The following is a 19,873-nucleotide window of genomic DNA, read 5'->3' as shown; positions in this document are numbered from 1 at the left end:
TATCTCCTCTTAAATGAAAAAAGGACTACTTGGCATATTAATTCTATGCATTGCTGTTACAACAAAAACTTTCGCTCAAACCAGTGCCGATTACAACTACTCCATTGCGGTTAGGGGTTTTAGCATGATGCAATTACCAAAAATATTAAATCAAACAAATACCCAGGATTACACGAAAATGGTTGGCAACGGTGCTATACTTAAATTTAATGATAATCAAATTAGTTATAGAATAAGTGGAAATTATTTTCGTGATACAGATGTCCAGTTCCAAAATACTTGCGAAACCTGCGAAATCGCAAAAGGAAAGGTAACTGACTACTCTTTCAAAATTGGATTTGAAAAAAACTTTAATTATTCGAGAATTCAGCCTTATTTTGCATTCGATCTTGGTTACCGCTCAAATAGGTTTACCGGAACACTTTCCCCCGCTAATCCTATAGTTGGCTCTACAAGTCAATCTGCCGATGCGAGCAAAAACGGATTGGTGATGACACCAACATTAGGGTTTAAAATCAATATCATCCCTAATTTATCGGTATTCGCTGAAAGTAGTTTGGATTTTAACTATTCATACGAAAAACAAGACATCACGCAACCTAATTTAACAGGAAGAACTGTAAATACATATAGAAAATGGGAATTTTTATTAAACCCGGTTTCTGCAGGTATCCAATTTAATTTTAACAGCAAAAACTAATACGGATCTACATCTATCTGTATCAGCACACTTTTAAATTCTTTCATCGCATTAAAGTCGGTAAGCGTTTCTCTTAATACATTTTTAACCTTTTGTATTGCGGTATGCTTATCTGCTTTAATTATAATTTGTTTAATGTAGAGGTTTCTGACTCTGCTGATTAACGGTTGCTCCGGCCCTAAAACTCTTTGTCCGAATTTTCCCTTTAATGTTTGTGCTAAAAACAGGGCAGCTTTATCCAACACGTTGGCATCTTTGTGTTTAACGGCAATGAAAATCATTCTTGAAAATGGCGGATATGAAAACTTTTCCCGTTCAGTGATTTCATCGTTGTACATTCCTAAGTAATCATTATCAACAACTTGTTTAATAATCCTATTTTCAGCATCATAGGTTTGTATGCAAACATTTCCCTGGTCGGCCCTTCTTCCGGCCCTTCCCGCAACCTGCGCTAATAATTGATAGCTTCGCTCATAGGCTCTGAAATCGGGATAACCCAATAAAGTATCGGCATTAATTACACCGATAAGGCTTAAATTGTCAAAATCCAATCCTTTTGCTACCATTTGTGTACCAATCAGAATATCAGTTTTTTTATCCTGAAAATCGGTTAAAATTTGTTGAAGGCCATTCTTTGTTCTGGTGGTGTCCATATCTAACCGGGCAATGCTAACATCAGGGTATAGCAGTTTTAGTTCTTCTTCTATCCGCTCGGTACCAAAACCTTTTTGCTCTACATGTACGGAACCACAAGCCGGACAAATGTTAACACTGCTTTGCTGATAGCCACAGTAATGGCAATGTAATTTACCGCTGCTTTTATGATAGGTTAAACTTACATCACAATTGACACATTTAGGCGTATAACCGCAGGTTGCACAAATTAGAATTGTTGCATACCCCCGTCTGTTCTGAAAAAGAACAATCTGCTCTTTTTTACTCAAAGCCAGATCAATATCTTTTATCAATACGCTGGAAAAGTAAGAAACCATTGTTTTTCGCTTGGTTTCTTCCGATATACTAACCACTTGCTGATTTGGTAATTGTACACCTCCAAAACGTTCTTTCATTTCTACAAGGGCATACTTACCATTCAACGCGTTATAATAACTCTCAAGGGATGGCGTTGCAGAACCGAGAATAACCTTAGCGCCATGTAAATGCGCCAGGTAGATGGCCGAATCTCTCGCCTGATACCTGGGCGCGGGATCGTATTGCTTATATGAAGGTTCGTGCTCTTCATCAATAACAATTAATTTCAGATTTTGAAAAGGCAAAAATACGGCTGAGCGGGCACCTAAAATAACTTTAAAAGCGCCGTGCTTAACTTTATTCCAGATTTCAACACGTTCACTATTGTTAAATTTTGAATGATAAACCCCGATCAGGTTTCCGAAATATTTTTTTATTCGTTCAACAATCTGGGTGGTTAATGCAATTTCGGGAAGGAGAAATAAAACCTGCCCATCGCTGCTGTTTATAATTTCTTCAATAAGCCTGATGTAAACCTGTGTTTTTCCTGAGGCCGTAACGCCATGAAGCAGCACTACATCCTTATCTTCGAAAGCTAAATTAATTTTATCCAACGCATTTTGCTGAATTTCATTCAAGGCAAAATTGATGCTAAAATCCTCGTCATTTGCTGCAAGTCTACTTACAGGACGTTTTAATACTGTAAAAATTTCTTTATCTGTTAAAGACTTTAACGCTGCAGCGCCACAATTACTTTCTTCCAGAAGCTGCTCTTTAGCAATTGGCAAACCCAATTTATTTAATTTTAAATAAGCCAGCAGTGCATCGAGCTGTTTAGGTGCCCTGTCTAAAATGGAGAAAAGCTGTTTCAGGTTTTCTTCTTCATTGTAAAATTCATTCAGAATAATAAACGATTTCAGTAACGGTTTATATTTCTGAATTACTTCTTCAGCAACCAGGATAAGTTCCTTATCCAATAAGTGATTAATAATCGGATAAATCGTTTTCTGCCCTAAGAGCTTGGAAACATCATTTACTGTAAGTTTTTGCTGCTTTTTTAATGTGCTAATTATGATGCCCTCTTTTTCAGAAAGTTCTACGGCATCGTCAAAATCTTCACGAAGAATTAATATGGTTTCGCTAGCCAATTTTAAACTTGCCGGTAATGCTGCCGCCATAACATCACCTTCGTTACACATGTAATAATCTGTCATCCATGACCAGAATTTAAGCTGGGTTGATGTTACAGACGGAGATGAATCCACAACGTCAAGAATGTATTTAGCTTCATAAGCCGCAGGCGGATTCTTCGTTATACCACTGATTAAAGCGGTATAAATTTTATGCTTTCCAAATTGAACAACTACCCTTTTACCTATTTCAATCTGTTCATTCAAATCAAAAGGCACCCGATAAGTGTAGTTTTTTGCCAGAGACAGTGGCAAAATAACCTCTATAAAAAGTGTTTCTCTTTCCGTAAAGATATCAGGTTCAAATCCATTCATTATTTATCCTTTACAGCCGCAAAAAATAACATTATCCAACCAAGCACGAAAAGAAGCCCGCCTATCGGGGTAATTGGACCTAAAACATCAGCAAAACCGAGGTTTGATATACTTCTGGTTGCCAGGAAGTATAAAGAACCTGAAAAAAGTAATATTCCAAAGGTGAAGCAAAAATAAGCGATATTTATAAGTTTATTTCTGTAGCGGGCAAAAGTAGACAGGTATAAAAGCGCAAATGTATGATAGAATTGATAGTCAACGCCTTTCTGCCAAATTTCTAAAGAAGGTGCATCAATCAGAGCTTTTAAACCGTGGGCACCAAATGCCCCCAATAAAACAGCAACAGCACCGAAGAAAGAAGCAGTAAGAATAATACGTTTGTTCATAAAGTTTTAGCTTAAGGCAATCGCTAAATTAATAAAATGAGCAGGAACTTCGTACAAATGGTTGTAATAATTTAAATTTGTTCACAACAGATGAGAAAAATATTAGTTCTAGTCATTACATTAATTACAGGCGTTGCATTCCTGGCCTATATCTATTTTTCTAAATTAAATAACGAGAACGATGCGAAGGATTTGGCGCTTCAATCAGCGACGAATAATGCCGCAATAATTTTTGCTTTTCAAAACGACAAAAGTTTTTACCAGATTATAGAAGGACAGGATTTGCTCCAACAAGTTTTGGGTAAAGAAAAGTTAAACCTGTTAAAGCGCCTGAAAGAAAATATAATTGATGATAATATTCTAAATAGTTACTTCGCAGATCAACAAGTTTATTTAAGTGTTCTTCCTGATGAAAAAAACAAGCTTAATTTTTTAATTACCATTCAGATTCAGGAAGAAAAAAACGCCAAACAATTTTACGATTATTTAAAGACTAAAAAATCTTTTATTAAAAACAAAGAAGACGCTTACACCATAAAACTTGGTGACAGCATTGATTTTTTTGTCGGTGTAAAAGATAAGGTTCTTACGATTTCTACTTCTAAAAAACTACTCAGCGATGCTGCCATCAGACTAAATGAAAACCCATTTACAGCATATATTAAAGAAAATAATTTGCTAAACAAAAGTGTATTGGCACATTTATACATTAATTTCAATCAGGCACCATTACTCTTGAAAAATATATTGGCGGGTAACATAAACGGCGAATTAACGGTATTTAATAAGCAAAATAGTTTTGCTTCCTTAAATTATAATTTTAGTAAAGAAAGGATTCTTTTTAATGGAAATACCGAATTAAAAGAAGGCAATAACTATTTAAGGCTTTTTGAAAACACCCCCTCACAAACAATAAACATAACCAATATATTACCTTATAATACAGCTAATTACAGCCTGTTTGCTTATGACAATTATACAAATTGGTTTAAAAAGCTTTTAGTGTGGCAAGCACAAAAAAAAGAATCAGTTAAAACAGAGACTATAATTAAATCTATCAGGAATGAATATAGGGTTGATTTGAATTTAATTTTTGGTACTTACGTAAAAAATCAATTTATCACTTTTCAACTAAGCACGGCCGAAAAATTAGGGGCAATTGCCTTATTAAATGGTGAAAAAGTTAAACAACTTCTTTTAGATGTTAGTGCTGACTATAATGAAGAGATTAAGATATTTAAATCGCAAGATATTTTATATAGTTTTTTTGGCGAACCGTTTAAAAAATTCCGTCGCCCTTATTATACTATAATCGATAATAATTTGGTTTTTGCAAATAACGCCAGCACGTTGCAGTCATTTCTGAATAGTTACAAAAATAACCGGTTATTAATTAATGCAGCGCAATACCAGGATGCATTGAATCAACTTTCCACCACATCAAATATTGGTTTTTACATTAACTCGAAAAATTCTGCCGAGCTTTTCAGAAACAGTGTTTTATTACCTTATTACAAACACTTAAGGGCAGATAGCGGCCTGAAAAGTTTTGACACCTTTTATTATCAAATGAGTGCAGATAAAAATAAATTTATCACTAACATGCTTCTAAACAAATATTTAAAAGCAGAAATACCAGACTCACTTACCAACCGTTAATATCAAAACCAGGAAACGCAAATAAATGAAGAAACTTCTACCTGTAATCATTCTGTTCGTATCGTTCACTACTTCTTTCGCACAGCAATATGCATTATTTGGAACAAAAACAATGTTCGATGCATTTGAAAACCCATCTCAAAAATCGTTTACTTTAGATTCATCAAGAAGGTTTTCTTCAAATTTCTTTCTACCTTATTTCGGCGTGAACGGCGCAAACAGAGGTGATGCAGCATCTGTAATTCGGAGGATGATTGTAGATGGTGTTAATGATACCAGAACCTTGCCTATAGGAACAGTAAGGCTGAATAATTTTTACCAGAACAGTAATATTTACGTATTAACCTTACGCATATTTCAGTCTTATAAATACCAAAAAGAGATGGGATTTGCCTGGCAAATCCGGTCAGATTCGCAAATAGATTATACAAATGAAACGCTCGCCATTTTCGATTCTTATAAAAGGTTTCCGCAGCAAACTGCATTGAATGATATTTTTAATACAAAAGGCTATCAGCAGTCTTATCACCAGTTCAGCTTCACCTATCGGGAAAATTATAATAAGAGATTAGCTTTTGGAGTAAAGGCAAGTTTATTGAGCGGTATAATTTATAACGATTTAAATATAGCTGATTCATATTTATATGTTAATCCTGAAACCAATTCATTTGATATCGGGCTGGCAGGAACCTACTCCAGCAATTTTAATGAAGAAAATAAGGTAACACGAAACACTGTAATGCCTACTTTCAAAAACCCGGGTGTTTCACTTGGATTCAGTACAAATTATACAACAAAAAAAGGTTTATTTTTAATGGCGAACATTAAGGACTTGGGCTTTATTTGGTGGCGGGATAATACGCATAGTACAACTGTGAATACGCTTAAAACCATTGATGCTGCAATTAGTCAGAAAAATACAAACGAACAAATAAGAGACATTTTTCAACTCGAAGAACAAACTGATAAATTTACTGCATTAACAAATGCAAAAGCTGATGTTTACTTATCAAAATCTTATGGCTTCTATAAACCGGCAATAGCGGTTTCAAAAAACTTATTTTACAAGGGTGGTGATATCGCTTTTATAAACACCTTCAAATACAATGATTTAACGGGAAGTGTTACGCCCCTTTATAGCCTGAATAACGTATTTATGGTGGGTTTACAGGGAAAATATCAGACGCCGAATTTTGAAGTTTTTATGGGTACTGATAATTTAATTTCAACAGCAAGCACAGCTTCATCTGTTCTTAAAAATGATTATACAATAGGAAGCGGACCAAACGGTGCTTCATTTTATATGGGTGTAGGCATTAAGTTCGGAAATATTGTAAATCACCCACAATTTAGCGATGTAATGCCAGGCATAGATGATGATGGCGGCAGCTTTTTCAAAAACCTGTTTTCTATTTTCAAAAGAAAGTAATTGCTAAACCCTTTTCTTTGGCTGTGTTAACACAAAATCTTTAAGGTAGAATGGCTCAAAGTAAGCTACATCTTCAAAAATAGTATTATTAAAGGCATTTTCTGCTAATAATGATAAGTTAGCTGCTGAATTAAAGTTGACATCGCTAAACAGTGCATTAACGTGTTTTAATGTTTCTGCACATTTTGCGGAACCATCGCCTAAAAAAGTGATTATATTTTCTGATAGTAAGTCACTAAAGCTATTTTCATCGATGATTTTAGCAGATGTTGGTTCTAACAAAGTTAATTCTGCATTATAAACCGAAGTGTAAACTTCCATTCTTCTCGCATCTATCATCGGGCAGATTAATCCATCGTAACCCGGATTTTGACTTAAAAAACCTGCAGCCATCATTTCTAAGGTTTCGATAGCGATTAAAGGTTTTTCTAATGCATAACATAAGCCTTTTGCCGTAGAAACTCCAATTCTAAGACCTGTATAAGAACCCGGGCCTTTACTTATTGCTACTGCATCCAAATCGCCATAACTCATACCTGATTTTTTGATTACTTCTTCTATAAATAAAGTAAGATTGCTGGCATGCAGATTCTGACCGCTTTCTTCTTTTAAAGAGATTATCTTCCCATCAACTGATATTGCAACCGAACAAAAAGCAGTTGCAGTTTCTATTAAGAGTATTTTAGCCATGTTATTTGGGTTATTGGTTATTGGTTATTGGTTATTGGTTATTGGTTATTGGTTTAGAATTTGTTTTGAGGGAAGGTTTAATCTGTTTAAAATTTTCTATTTCTTTGCTTATGACATGTAACCCGTAACCTTTAACTCGCAACTTAAAAAGCCTCAAGGTACCGGATCGTGACCATGTTTCCCCCAGGGGTGACAACGGCCTATGCGTTTCAAGGCCAGCCAGCCACCTTTAAAAGGTCCATATTTTTTTATTGCTTCGATTCCATATTGAGAGCAGGTTGGCGTGAATCTGCAATTTGCACCCAGCATCGGCGAAATGGCGTACTGATAAACTTTTATCAAGCCTAAAAAAAACCAGCCGAATATATTATTTATCAATTTCATCGGGTAGAATTAAACTGTAAAAGCGTTTAAATGTCACGATTAGTTTTTTCTCGATAAACGAAAAATCGTATTTTTCTTTTCCAACAAACTGGATTGAAAATAAAAGTAAACCTTTATCAGCCGGAAGCTTTTTATATAAGTTTTCTTGCTTGTTAAGTCGATATGCCTCGCGGATGCGACGCTTTAGGAGGTTACGATCAACTGCCCTTTTATACCTCTTCTTCGGAACATTGATTACAACCTGCACCTGAACTTCGGCCGGCGAATCAATAAAGATATAAGAAATGCGAAATGGGTATAATAAAAAAGAAGAACCGTTCTTAAACAGCAGATCCAAATGTTTTCTGCTGCATAACCGTTCTTCTTTACTGAATGTATACATATATTTTTGATTGATAATTGCAGATTTTGATCTGCCGATTCCGGTTTACCGGAAAAGCAATCAAAAATTATGCTTTATGCTTGCGTTCGTCAGAAACTGTTAATCTTTTTCTTCCTTTAGCACGACGTGATGCTAATACTCGTCTGCCGTTAGCTGTTGCCATTCTTTCGCGGAAGCCGTGTTTGTTTCTTCTCTTTCTTTGCGAAGGTTGGTATGTTCTTTTCATGACTGTATATTATCTTATTGTAATTTCAAAATTAAGAGGTGCAAATATAAAGCGATTTCTCTACAATTGCAAGCGTGTTTAATTTTATTTTTTATTTAAAAAGCAAATGTAATCATTCTTTTTAAAATCAGTTTCCTTAGCTCCTGACGTTAGCATCAGCATCATTTAAATAATTCCCTGCCATTAATATTCATTTACAAATCTTTTAAGAAATGGAACAAGAAAAGTTTTATTAAAAAATTGCTTGAACTTCATTCATCATTTATTCAGATTTTCATGTGGAGCAAGGTCGTTAAGTTAGGCTAAAATTAAAAGTCTCGACAGGCCAAGACCAACCTGTTAAATATATTAATCTAAATTTAAACAGCTTCTGAGTATATTCGTACCAATGATCATTACAAAAGTTCCGCTTTCGGAAAACGACCTGAAATTATTAAGCAGGGCATATCGAATCAGGCTATGGTTTGGAATTATATTTGGATTACCACTTATTTTAGCAACAACGGTTATGACCTACTTTATTATCCAGGAAATACTTTCCAGGCAATTCCGTGCAATGGTTATTTTTGGAATTATTTTCGTATTGAGTATTATTTATTTAACTAAAAGATTCGTAATTCCATTTTATCTAAATTCCTGCAGAAATTTATCCTGTAAAGAAAAAATAGTTGTTGAAACTAAAATTACTGATATAGAAAATCGCATGACCAGCAAAGGATTAAAGTTTACGATTTATACAGATTACAGGATTATAGATTCCTGGTCTGTTTCTGTTCTTAAACCGGAATTAAACTTCTATGAGATGTTTCAGGGTATGAACATTAAAATACATTGTTTGGAACACAATAAAGTAGATATACTTTATATAACAAAATAAGCCAAATCTATATTTTCTAATTATATTCTTAAAATTAAAGGCCTAAAGCTGCTTTTAATTTAACGTAGCCCGTTTTACTAACCGGCAACCAGATATCTGACTTGAGGAGTACAACATAACTGTCTTTCTCTTTAAGCTCAATTTTAGTTACTTGTGCCAGGTTAATAATATATGAACGGTGTATACGGATAAACTGACCCGAATCAAGCGTTTGCTCGAAAAATGCCATGGTTTTATTTTTGTAAAATGCACCTTCGGATGTACTTAATTTAACGTAATCATCATCAGCTTCAAGATAGTTAATATCGGCAACCGGGATAATTTTAATTATACCATCTTTTTTTACGACTACTCTATTGTTTTGCGCCGGACTCCTAGCCGCTGCATCCAAAACAGCTTCTGTATTTTCAGTTTGATTTAATCTGGATGGCAACTTTTTAATGGCAGCATCAAATCGCAATTTGTCTATCGGCTTAAGCAAATAATCAACTGCATTAACCTCAAAAGCCTTGATAGCATATTCATCAAAGGCCGTTGTAAAAATTACCGCTGGTTTATCCTCTACCAATTCGAGCATTTCAAAGCCACTGATTTTTGGCATCTGTATATCCAGGAAAATCAAATCAGGTTTGTGCTGGGTTATTGCCTTTAAACCTTCAAAACCATCACAACATTCAGCAACGATTTCTATCTCCTTATGTTCTGAAAGGTAAAACTTAACAACATCTCTGGCTAAAGGTTCATCATCAATTAGTATGGTCCTGATCATTTTTTTGAGGAATTTTTAGGGTGGTAATATATAAATTATTTGCTTCAATTTCCGTTTGCAGTAAATGCGGATTTGCAAATAATAAATATAGCCTGCGTTTTATGGCCGTTAAACCAAAACCCGTTCCACCCGTGGCCTTCATCTCCGGATCAAATGGATTTTGTACTTTCAGGTGTAAAACATTTTGTTCAACCTTTACATCTATTTTTATCGTAATCGCAGATGATGTATTATACAGGCCAAACTTAATTGCATTTTCTACAATAGGTTGCAATAACGTGCCGGGCAGGCATAAATTAAGTGTATCATCTTCAACATTAACTTCAATATTTAAACGATGGCTGAAACGAACTTTTTCGATATCTAAATAAAGCTGAATATATTCCATTTCTTCCTCTACAGAAACCCAGAGTTCATCATCACGCTTTAAAGTCCCGCGTAAAAAAGAAGCGAGTTTGGTAATCATGACACCCGCTTCCTTAGGGTTAACCATCGTCAAAGCAAATACAGAGTTTAAGCTATTGAAAAGAAAATGTGGCTGTAACTGATGTCTTAACTTATTTAATTCGGCCTCTTTAGCCAGCGTTTGGGCAGTTAAAAGCCTGTCTTGTGTTTCTGATTGTTCTTCAAGCCTGTACCATAAAATATTTGCCAAGGCGCACCAGCCCAAACACATGAATGAAATGAGCCCGCGAAAGGGAAAAGAAAAGCTGTAAAAATCCTGGTAATTTTTAAAATCAGCAAAAATGTATAGAAGCGCATATTTTGCCATAAAAATAATTACAAATGTTAGTGCAAGCGTAATGATCAGGACATATAAAATCCGCTCATTTTTGGGCTGGTAGTAACCAAGCATGTTACTGATAGTGATGCAAGCTACAGCTAACAGAAGGTTATTAATTACACTATCTGTAAATGAAATTATCCACGAAAAATTTACAACATAGTGAAAACCGACTGCACACAGAATAGTCCATGCAACAGCGATGCCCAAAGCGTTTTTTTGAATTTGAGGGACTGATAAAGGTCTTCTTGTCAAAACTTATTTATTTAGTTCAGTTAAAGTTTTAATTCGGTGTTTTAATTCTCAGGTAAGCATCAATCGGTTTTGATTCCAAAATCTTTGAACTTACTTGTGTTCCATCTCAGGTATTTCTATCTCTCCTATCGCGTCAATGTTAACAAAATCCGGTTCAACAATTTCTTTCACTATTTTCGAATGGTGTTTCATTTTTTGCATGTTTGCCTTTACCGCAATAATCCGGTAAATACATTTAACCGCAAACCGTTTTCATTCTGCTAAAAACTTTTAATTTCTATTCCACCAAACATCACGGTGCCGTCTATAATTAATGTTTTCTGTATTTCTCCGGTTGGAATTAAATGACCTCTTTTATCTTCTATACTTCCAAATATTGGCGTACCATTCGTTTTAATTATCCAGTTTGGCGGAACAATTAATTTAACACCGCCGAATATTGCTGTAATATCGAACACCGCATTTTCTAAAAAATCTGCCTGCGTCAGATTGATATCAGCTCCACCAAAAACCACTGTGATATCGCCACCTTTAAAATTTTTTGAATACACCACCTGGTTACTTGCCCCAAAAACGGCCGTTGCTTCTACAAAATCCTGACTATTTACATGTTTATCCTGAATTGGATTAACGTTCCCATCCGCATCAAATCCTTCAGAGAAGCGGTTCCGTTTCCTGCTTTTGCAGCTGCCTTTAGGTTTTATAATTAAATATCCACCTAAAATTACGAGACCAACACCTAAAGCATATTTTGATGCATCGAAATCGATACCGGTTATATCATCTATAGTGAAATAAGCACCAATTAAAATCATTATTAACCAGCCTGCACCTTTAAAATTTCGTCTAACCCCAACGAAGATTCCAATTACGATTAAAAACGTATGCCAGCTGAATACCCAATGCGGAATATCGAAGCCCATGTTATTTAACAGAAAAGCCAGTCCAATTAGTACGATTACCAAACCGCTTAACATTCTGCCAGAGCGGTTAACTGTTATATTATCATTTGAATTTTCCATTTGTGTAATTATTAATAATCAAAAGTATTTATAATGATAGGTAATGTATACATCTGCTCCTTCCAAAAAAGGTTAAAAATCGGTAAATCTCCATATTTTATCGGTGAAAAATATTTTAGTATTTTAAGGCCATGAAATTTTCATTATTTATCATAGGTTTATTTATTCCAGCGATTCTTTTAGCGCAGCATAACAGCAACAACTATAAAATATTTGATGTTAAAAAACACAAAACGATTTCCCTGGATGAGATGATTACAGACATGAATAAAGCTGACGTTTTATTTTATGGCGAAGATCACAATGATTCTATCGGGCATTACCTGGAAGCCGAAATTTTAAAAAAGTTAAATGAAAAATACCCCAAAAAAACGGCCTTATCACTGGAGATGTTCCATACCGATACGCAGCCTGTTGTAAATGAATACCTTGCAGGTTTAATTTCAGAAAAAAACTTTATTAAAGAAGGTCGCGCGTGGCCGAATTATAAAGATTATCGTCCGTTAATAGAATACGCAAAGGAAAATAAAATTGAGGTTATTGGTGCAAATGCGGCCACCAGGTACAGCAATGCCGTAACAAAAGATGGTTTAGAAGCACTAAAAAGTTTTCCGAAAACATCATTGGCTTTTCTTCCGCCTCTACCCATTGATACTGCCACCGGACGATACAACGAGAAATTTTCAGAAACGATGGGTGGCCATATGGGGGCAATGAAAATTTATCAAACCCAGAACCTCTGGGATGCAACAATGGCCTGGTCTATTGCAAAATTTGTAAAAGAACATAGCGGATTTAAAGTTTTTCAGCTCAATGGCAGATTCCACAGTGATGAAAAGCTCGGAACACTAGCAAAACTTCAAAAATATGCACCGAAATTACAGATATTAAACATTTCATCATTTTCGGACGAAAGCTTTGATAATCCGGATTGGGAAAAATTTAAAAATCTCGGAGATTATATTATTATTACAAATCCAAAAATTAAAAGAAGTTTTTAAACTAAAGGGTCTGCAACATTTGCAAACCCTTTAGTACATTATGCTTTAGCTTTAAGCAAATCTCTTATTTCGGTTAATAAAACTTCTTCTTTTGTTGGTGCAGGTGGTACGGATGGTGCAATTTCTTCTTTACGCTTTAATTTGTTAATTGCCTTAACCATTAAAAAGATAATAAAAGCGAGTATAATGAAATTAATTACTTCAGTAGCAAAATTACCCCAGGCAAAAACAGGCCCTAATTTCTTTGCATCTTCTAATGACAGACTGGGATTTGCTTCGTAAGCACTTCGTACCTTATCATTTAAAGGAATATAAAAATTTATGAAACCCTTATCGCCAATAAGCAAACTGACAGGCGGCATAATCAAATCATTGACTAGAGATTGAACAATTTTTCCAAAAGCACCACCGATAATTACACCGACTGCTAAATCGACAACATTGCCTTTAATGGCAAATTCCTTAAATTCTTTTACAAAGCCCATATTATTTTAATTAAGTTTTGAATGATTTTATATCGAATTTAACAAACATTAGCTTTCAAACAAACGTTTATCGAATTATTATTATGGTGCATTAATACCAATTCTAAAAAATATCTGAGATGATTTGTTTATTTTTGCCCTAATTTTTTATTTAAAATATGTTAAAGCAACACCTACAGCAAAAATTATTACAAAAATTATCCCCTCAACAAATTCAGTTTATCAAGTTGTTGCAGGTACCCACTGTTGCTTTAGATACCAGGGTAAAAGAAGAACTCGAAGAAAATCCGGCGCTGGAAGATCCTAGTTTAATGACTGCAGACGAACCTAAAGGTGAATATGATGATTTAAACGATGGTCCTGATGATTATGAAAAATCGTCAGAAGACAGTAATATGGATGAGTTTAATGTAGACGATTACCTTCAGGACGACAATACCAACGACTATAGTACAAATTACAACAATGGTGATGACGATGAAGAGAAGAAAGAAACACCAATTGCGATTGAAAGTACCTTTTTCGAAAGTTTACAGGAACAATTAGACCTGATCCCGCTTTCCGACCAGGATTTTATCATCGGAAAACAAATAATAGGCAGTTTAGATGATGATGGTTATCTGCGTCGCCCGCTAAGTTCCATGATTGATGATTTGGCCTTCTCTCAAAATGTAATGGTTGAAGAGGAAGATGTTTTAGAAATGTTAAGGCTTATCCAAAGTTTCGATCCTCCAGGTATTGGGGCACGGGACTTGAAAGAGTGTTTATTAATTCAGTTAAAGCGAAAAGACACCAATAATCCTATTATCATAAAAGCAACGAATGTTGTTGAAAATTACCTTGACGAATTTACCAGGAAACATTACGATAAACTGGAAAAAAGTTTAGGTTTAGACAGTGAAGAATTAAAAGAAGTTGTAAATGAAATTCTTCGTTTAAATCCAAAGCCGGGAGATGCCAATCAGGTTACCACCAAACAAATGCAAATCATTCCTGATTTTCACATCAGCAACAATGATGGTATTTTAATTTTAACGTTAAATTCAAAAAATGCCCCTGAATTAAAAGTAAGCCGTTCTTACCAGGAAATGTTTGAGCATTACGACAAAGCTTCTTCAAAAGATAAAAAATTAAAGGAAGCGGTTCAGTTTGTGAAGCAAAAACTCGATTCGGCAAAATGGTTCATCGATGCGATCAAGCAAAGACAACAAACTTTGCTAAAAACGATGAACGCCATAATGCTTTATCAGTATGAATATTTTTTAACAGCTGATGAACGTAAAATGCGTCCGATGATTTTGAAAGATATTGCCGATAAGATTGATATGGACATTTCTACGGTATCCAGGGTTGCAAACTCAAAATATGTTCAAACAGAATTCGGCACTTTTCTTTTAAAATCTTTCTTTTCCGAAGCCATACAAACCGAAAATGGTGAAGAAGTATCGAATAAAGAAGTTAAAAAGATTTTGGAAGACTGCATTGGCAATGAAGATAAACGCAAACCGCTTGCAGATGAAAAACTGACGGAGATACTTAAAGAACGTGGGTATAATATTGCCAGAAGAACGGTTGCGAAGTACCGCGAACAGATGAATATCCCGGTTGCGAGGTTAAGGAAGGAACTTTAAGCAATTTTCAGTTCGCAATTTTCAGTTTGCAGTTTCAGTTGGCAATTCGTACTGAAAACTACAAACTGTTTACTGCCAACTGAATTACCACATTTTAATATAAGACGGTACTTTGTAAATATTATTTAGCAGTAAGCCTAAAACGATTTCGTGGCTACCATTGCTAACTGTATTTAAATCGGAGGTTGTAAAATCATAGGAATAGGTTAAATTAACCATTTTACCGATATTAAAGCCGGCCATTGCTGAAAACGAGTCGTCTTTACGATAACTTCCGCCCAACCAGATTTTATCCTTGAAAGCGACCTTCATATTCAAATCAAAAGATACCGGGGCAGGTTGCACATATTTAACCATGACAGAAGGGATTGCAGCAATTTGTTCATCTAAAAAGAACTTATAACCTGCTGTTGCAAAAAAATGAGTTACTTCCTTACCAATATTATAATTATCAGAATTTGTAAAATTTAATTTCTGCCCTAAAATTTGCTGTGCAGATACACCTGCAAAAACCCTGGCCCCGTACAACCAAATGCCAACGCTAAGATCTGGTTTAAGCTGGCTAACTATTGTATTTGAAAGTGCGGGATCCGTCTGGCTATCAGGAAAGGTTAAAGAATTAACATCAAGTTTAATACTTGAAACACCCGCAGCTGCTCCAACTGATAAATTGAACGTATTACTTAACTGCAAATGGTAAGCATAAGTTAAATTTGCATCCAGCCTGGATAGTGGTCCGGCCTTATCCTGAACAACTGTAACGCCCATACCATGGTGCGCCGGAGAAGCGGTATAGTTCTGCGTATAGTTTCTATCCATCGGATCGCCCGATTGCTCAGCGAAGGAGGTTAATGCATTACTCCAAAGGTAGTTATCGCCAAGTGCCCAATGTGCAGAAACAAAAGAGGTTTGAGGCGCATCGGTAATTCCCGACCATTGCTTCCTGAAACCGGCTTTAAAATCAATATAATTTTCAATTCCCGAAAGGGCCGGGTTTAACAAATATTGATTAAAAATATATTGCGTGTATTGTGGCTTTTGCTGACCAAAGCCTTTAAAACTCAAAAATAGTGCGAATAAAATGATATACTTTTTCAATTTTATCTGATTATAGTTAAAGGGCCGGTTACTGTTTTTCTGCCGTTTCTTGGGTTGATGAGGTAGTAATAAACACCTACGGGTAAAGGTAAATTCTGATAATTTCCATCGAAAGGGGTTTTGTATCCATTACTAAAAAATACCCGGTTACCATTTCTGTTAAAAATTTCGATGGTGGCGTTAGGATAACTATCTAAATATTTAATATTCCAGACATCATTAACACCATCACCGTTTGGGGTAAATGAATTTGGAGGTACCAAAGCCTGTAAAACCTTTATGGTAACGGAAGTGGTAACTGTACAACCCTCATCAGTAGTTGCAATTAAGGTGTAATCTGTATCTTTTTCTGGTGAAGCAACCGGATTTAAGACATCGTCATGATCTAATCCGAGCGATGGAGTCCATTTATATTTAAGGCCAGAACCATCAGCTACCGCAGGAATTGTAGTCTGCCCACCCGAAAGAATATAAATTGTTGGTCCCGCATCGGCAGTAGGAGATTTGTACACATCGATTGTTTTTGTAATTACTTCCGAACAACCATTTGTGGCGGTAAAAGTATAGGTAATTACATGCTGACCGACATTTACAGATTTTGGGTTAAAATTACCTTCTGCATCAACACCATCACCAGAATATATACCTGAACCCGGAGTTTCCTCTCCTTCCTTTTGATGAGCCTGATTAATAACAACAGAACCATCGTTCTGGCAAGCTGCCGGAATATCCGAAAATTCCAATATTGGCGATGGTTTAAGTGTAATAACTTTAGCTGTTTCTTTAAAACAGGTTTCCCCTGAATAAGCAACTAATCTTATGGTATAATTTTTAGTTATTGAGCCGCCAAAAGGAGTATATGTTAATTGGATATCATTAGAAGTAGGATAAGTAATTGTTTCAAAGGATGAAGGAGTACCTTCGTAATCTTTATATATTTCAATTTTTGTTATTTTGCCAAATGCGGCAACAGATGTATTATTAATAATAACAACCTGATTGCTGCAAAGATTACTTTCATTTTGAACTGTAAATTCGGCTTTCTGTACACCACCATTTACAGTAAAAGGTAACGTCTTCGTTGAAAAACAACCATTTACATTTGTTATTTTCAATGTTATATTATAGATACCTGCTTTGATATATTGATGTTTACCATCTTTGGTTGTTGATTTATTTGGATTGGCGGGAGTTGAATCAGCATCACCAAAATCCCACTCATAGTTAAAAATGCCTGAACCACCTGATGCATCAACAGATTTATTTACAAACAATGCAAAAGGATCTGAAAGGCAAACATCAGGTATGGTAAAATCAGCTACAGGCAAATCAGTTACGGTAACATTTTGAGTAAATGCTGTACTAACACATCCTTCGGCAGAGGTTGTTATAAGTGAAACCGTATATGTGCCAACAGTTGTGTATTGATGCGTAAAAGGTATTTTGTCTGATTTATCTACTTTAGTTCCGTCGCCAAAATCCCAACTCCATTTTGTAATCGTATTGGGACTTTTAAGAGAGCTTATTGATGATTGGTCAGTTACCAGGTAATCGGTGTTTATACACGTATTTAAACTGGCTGAAAATTTTGAAACCGGTAAAGGAAATATTTTCACTTGTTTAGTTACCGCATCAGAAAAACATCCGGTGCCCGATTTAACCGATAAGCTAACGGTGTAGGTGCCTTCAGCAGCATATTGATGCTTCGGATTTTGTTCAGTTGAGGTTGTGCCATCACCAAAATCCCATAACCAATTGGTTACCGCGAAATCGCTTGAATTAGACAGGCTTTTATCGGTAAAAGTAATATCAACTTTTGCACAACTACTCGCGGCTAAATCAAAATTAGCAGTTGGTAAATCATAAATTGTAAAAATGTAATTGGTTTCCAAATCTCCGCTCTGACAGTTAGATGCATTGTTGGGAACATGCGCAACAACATTCAAATGGTATTCTCCAGAGGTTGTATATGTTTTTTGTGCCGGATAACGGTAAACGTAAACGGTTTGCCCATTCAGAGTTTTTGTTTCAGGTGTAAGATTTGTTGTGGTTACCACGGGTTCATTATCCAATGTCCAGGTAATCTTATCTGGTTGATAAGGTAAATTAATTTTAAAATCAACTAACTGACCAATACATCCATTAGGACTTTCTTCATTTTTAGCTTCATTAACAACCGTTAAATAATTGTTCGAAGATAAATTTGTACCGGCGGAATAAGCGTAGGATTCTGTAGTACCAAAACCATAAGCCGTGGCATTAAAACCATCATCAGCGGTTAAAGTCAGACTTTTAAAAGTCGAATTACCAGAGGTTCCTGTTACCGGAATCTGATTATAAGAGTATAACGTATTGCCCTTTACAAGTTCCCATGGTGTAGACGGTGCAACACCATCTACTTTAAAAGTTGAAGACTTACTGGTTAACATTAATACATTAATATACCGTTCAGTAACATTCTGAAGAGTGGATGAGAAAACCGTTACACTTTTAATGTTAAATTCTACCGGGTTTAACATCACCATTTCCGGATCGCCAATGATGTTGTTTCCAGCTATAGAAGAACATGCCTGAGTTAAAGAATACTGCGCAACACTTATCAGTTTATCGGCATTAATAAATGTAGATTCTGTTAGTTGTGCACTTTCTATAAATTGTCCTTTATTAACTGTATAAGTTTGCCCGTCATAAGTAACTTTAGTGTTGTCTTCCTGTGCTAAAATCCTCAAGATATACCTTCTTTTTGCAAAAGGCACAATGCCGTAATTCTTACCCCAGCTTACTGTAGGATACAATTGTTGATAAAGTGGGTCTTGAGACATTGTACAGGCAATACTTAAAGCGGATGAACCGGAAAATACTGCAAATCTTTTACATGAAGAAGTACTTTGGTCGGTTTCGACATAAACACCTGTTAAATCAGTATTCCCCGACATGTATTCATAAACATCTCCAGCTTTAGCAAATGTTATTGTTTGAACATTACCATTTTTTTCATGAAGCAAAACAGTCGTATTATCCTCTGCGGCAACAATAGCAAGGAAATTATTTGCTCCATTGCTTTGGGTGTAGTTCATCGAATAATATCGCTGGCTCAATGTTTCATAAGGTAAAATTAATGAAGCAGCGGAACGATTACCGGCGTAAATGTGCGCATATGCAGAAACTTTAGGTTTGCCATCCGCTACTTTTATATGAATACCCCTGTTTGTTAAAACCTGGTTTGCTTCTGCCGGCAATCCCGAATTAAATTGAGAGATATAGGCTTCTGCCCAAGTTACTTTAAATTCCACAGCTGTATTGGCGGGAATAGTCTTAGTTTCTGTGTAATTTCGACAACTTACAGTAACTTCTGAATTTAATTTCGATGTCACAAATACCGATAATTCTGCATGATTAGTAGCTGTTGTACCAGTCTGACTATTTGCTACATGCGTTGGAAAAACTGCCCAGAAATCTGTTCCTTCATTCGAAACATTCTGCCCCGATACTTTTTCGGTAAACGAAAAAAAAAGAATAACAAAAACTAATAATGCCGCCCTGCCCATTGTATTAGTTTAAACCGGAAATAGTTTGCATTTTTTATTTAAAAATAGAAAGGCAATATACTATTAATGA

General features: G+C 35.4%; 18 protein-coding genes. 6 read left to right on the top strand and 12 right to left on the bottom strand.

What is annotated here, in order from left to right; all coding sequences use genetic code 11:
- Nucleotides 1-13: 13 nt before the first annotated feature.
- Nucleotides 14-700 carry a hypothetical protein gene (locus tag O0931_RS03175; RefSeq protein WP_269414101.1) on the top strand — a complete coding sequence of 229 codons (687 nt, stop codon included), beginning with the start codon at nucleotides 14-16 and terminating at the stop codon, nucleotides 698-700.
- Here O0931_RS03175 and priA read toward each other — a convergent pair.
- Both priA and O0931_RS03165 read right to left on the bottom strand, forming a co-directional pair.
- Nucleotides 697-3,177 carry a replication restart helicase PriA gene (gene priA, locus O0931_RS03170; protein WP_269414100.1) on the bottom strand — a complete coding sequence of 827 codons (2,481 nt, stop codon included), beginning with the start codon at nucleotides 3,175-3,177 and terminating at the stop codon, nucleotides 697-699. The two genes, O0931_RS03175 and priA, sit on opposite strands and share 4 nt — an antisense overlap.
- Nucleotides 3,177-3,563 carry a DUF423 domain-containing protein gene (locus O0931_RS03165; RefSeq protein WP_269414099.1) on the bottom strand — a complete coding sequence of 129 codons (387 nt, stop codon included), beginning with the start codon at nucleotides 3,561-3,563 and terminating at the stop codon, nucleotides 3,177-3,179. Before O0931_RS03165 ends, priA begins: the two co-directional genes overlap by 1 nt.
- 90 nt (nucleotides 3,564-3,653) lie before the next feature.
- On the opposite strand from O0931_RS03165, the gene O0931_RS03160 reads away from it, so the two are divergent.
- Both O0931_RS03160 and O0931_RS03155 read left to right on the top strand, forming a co-directional pair.
- Nucleotides 3,654-5,222, top strand: coding sequence for a DUF3352 domain-containing protein (locus O0931_RS03160; RefSeq protein ID WP_269414098.1), 1,569 nt, complete (start codon nucleotides 3,654-3,656; stop codon nucleotides 5,220-5,222).
- A gap of 25 nt (nucleotides 5,223-5,247) precedes the next feature.
- Complete coding sequence (locus O0931_RS03155; RefSeq protein ID WP_269414097.1) at nucleotides 5,248-6,651, top strand: DUF5723 family protein; 1,404 nt, start codon at nucleotides 5,248-5,250, stop codon at nucleotides 6,649-6,651.
- Nucleotides 6,652-6,654: 3 nt separating this feature from the next.
- On the opposite strand, the gene tsaB is transcribed toward O0931_RS03155, so the two are convergent.
- From tsaB to rpmH, 4 genes are all read right to left on the bottom strand, one after another.
- On the bottom strand, nucleotides 6,655-7,341 hold the full coding sequence (gene tsaB, locus O0931_RS03150) for a tRNA (adenosine(37)-N6)-threonylcarbamoyltransferase complex dimerization subunit type 1 TsaB (protein WP_269414096.1): 687 nt from the start codon (nucleotides 7,339-7,341) through the stop codon (nucleotides 6,655-6,657).
- A 153-nt stretch (nucleotides 7,342-7,494) separates the two neighbouring features.
- Nucleotides 7,495-7,725 carry a membrane protein insertion efficiency factor YidD gene (yidD, locus tag O0931_RS03145; RefSeq protein ID WP_269414095.1) on the bottom strand — a complete coding sequence of 77 codons (231 nt, stop codon included), beginning with the start codon at nucleotides 7,723-7,725 and terminating at the stop codon, nucleotides 7,495-7,497.
- Nucleotides 7,709-8,107 carry a ribonuclease P protein component gene (locus tag O0931_RS03140; RefSeq protein ID WP_269414094.1) on the bottom strand — a complete coding sequence of 133 codons (399 nt, stop codon included), beginning with the start codon at nucleotides 8,105-8,107 and terminating at the stop codon, nucleotides 7,709-7,711. The genes yidD and O0931_RS03140 overlap by 17 nt, the downstream gene beginning before the upstream one ends.
- A gap of 67 nt (nucleotides 8,108-8,174) precedes the next feature.
- Nucleotides 8,175-8,333 carry a 50S ribosomal protein L34 gene (rpmH, locus tag O0931_RS03135; RefSeq protein ID WP_010601723.1) on the bottom strand — a complete coding sequence of 53 codons (159 nt, stop codon included), beginning with the start codon at nucleotides 8,331-8,333 and terminating at the stop codon, nucleotides 8,175-8,177.
- A gap of 388 nt (nucleotides 8,334-8,721) precedes the next feature.
- On the opposite strand from rpmH, the gene O0931_RS03130 reads away from it, so the two are divergent.
- Nucleotides 8,722-9,210 (top strand): hypothetical protein, encoded by a 489-nt coding sequence (locus O0931_RS03130; protein WP_269414093.1) that lies wholly within the window; start codon nucleotides 8,722-8,724, stop codon nucleotides 9,208-9,210.
- 34 nt (nucleotides 9,211-9,244) lie between these two features.
- Here the strand turns inward: O0931_RS03130 and O0931_RS03125 are convergent, their stop codons facing one another.
- The 3 genes from O0931_RS03125 to O0931_RS03115 all read right to left on the bottom strand — a co-directional run bounded on the left by O0931_RS03125 (nucleotide 9,245) and on the right by O0931_RS03115 (nucleotide 12,040).
- Nucleotides 9,245-9,979, bottom strand: coding sequence for a LytR/AlgR family response regulator transcription factor (locus tag O0931_RS03125; protein WP_269414092.1), 735 nt, complete (start codon nucleotides 9,977-9,979; stop codon nucleotides 9,245-9,247).
- On the bottom strand, nucleotides 9,957-11,018 hold the full coding sequence (locus O0931_RS03120; protein ID WP_269414091.1) for a sensor histidine kinase: 1,062 nt from the start codon (nucleotides 11,016-11,018) through the stop codon (nucleotides 9,957-9,959). Before O0931_RS03120 ends, O0931_RS03125 begins: the two co-directional genes overlap by 23 nt.
- 260 nt (nucleotides 11,019-11,278) lie before the next feature.
- The gene (locus tag O0931_RS03115; protein ID WP_269414090.1) at nucleotides 11,279-12,040 is read right to left on the bottom strand and encodes a LiaF transmembrane domain-containing protein; all 762 of its coding nucleotides are present in this window, start codon (nucleotides 12,038-12,040) and stop codon (nucleotides 11,279-11,281) included.
- Nucleotides 12,041-12,171: 131 nt separating this feature from the next.
- On the opposite strand from O0931_RS03115, the gene O0931_RS03110 reads away from it, so the two are divergent.
- Nucleotides 12,172-13,041 carry a ChaN family lipoprotein gene (locus O0931_RS03110; RefSeq protein ID WP_269414089.1) on the top strand — a complete coding sequence of 290 codons (870 nt, stop codon included), beginning with the start codon at nucleotides 12,172-12,174 and terminating at the stop codon, nucleotides 13,039-13,041.
- Nucleotides 13,042-13,079: 38 nt separating this feature from the next.
- On the opposite strand, the gene mscL is transcribed toward O0931_RS03110, so the two are convergent.
- On the bottom strand, nucleotides 13,080-13,526 hold the full coding sequence (gene mscL, locus O0931_RS03105) for a large conductance mechanosensitive channel protein MscL (protein WP_269414088.1): 447 nt from the start codon (nucleotides 13,524-13,526) through the stop codon (nucleotides 13,080-13,082).
- 158 nt (nucleotides 13,527-13,684) lie between these two features.
- Between mscL and rpoN the strand changes: the two genes are divergently transcribed.
- A complete protein-coding gene (gene rpoN / locus O0931_RS03100; RefSeq protein ID WP_269414087.1) occupies nucleotides 13,685-15,157 on the top strand; it encodes an RNA polymerase factor sigma-54 in 1,473 nt (490 codons plus the stop codon).
- Nucleotides 15,158-15,241: 84 nt separating this feature from the next.
- Here rpoN and O0931_RS03095 read toward each other — a convergent pair whose 3' ends face one another.
- The gene (locus O0931_RS03095) at nucleotides 15,242-16,255 is read right to left on the bottom strand and encodes a PorP/SprF family type IX secretion system membrane protein (protein WP_269414086.1); all 1,014 of its coding nucleotides are present in this window, start codon (nucleotides 16,253-16,255) and stop codon (nucleotides 15,242-15,244) included.
- Nucleotides 16,256-16,257: 2 nt separating this feature from the next.
- Nucleotides 16,258-19,803 carry a PKD domain-containing protein gene (locus O0931_RS03090; protein WP_269414085.1) on the bottom strand — a complete coding sequence of 1,182 codons (3,546 nt, stop codon included), beginning with the start codon at nucleotides 19,801-19,803 and terminating at the stop codon, nucleotides 16,258-16,260.
- Nucleotides 19,804-19,873 lie beyond the last annotated feature (70 nt).

Origin of the sequence: Pedobacter rhodius, assembly GCF_027213645.1 — a bacterium.
Classification (GTDB): domain Bacteria; phylum Bacteroidota; class Bacteroidia; order Sphingobacteriales; family Sphingobacteriaceae; genus Pedobacter; species Pedobacter rhodius.
The sequence above is the reverse complement of the archived record's forward strand: the minus strand, read 5'-3'. Positions and strand labels throughout refer to the sequence as shown.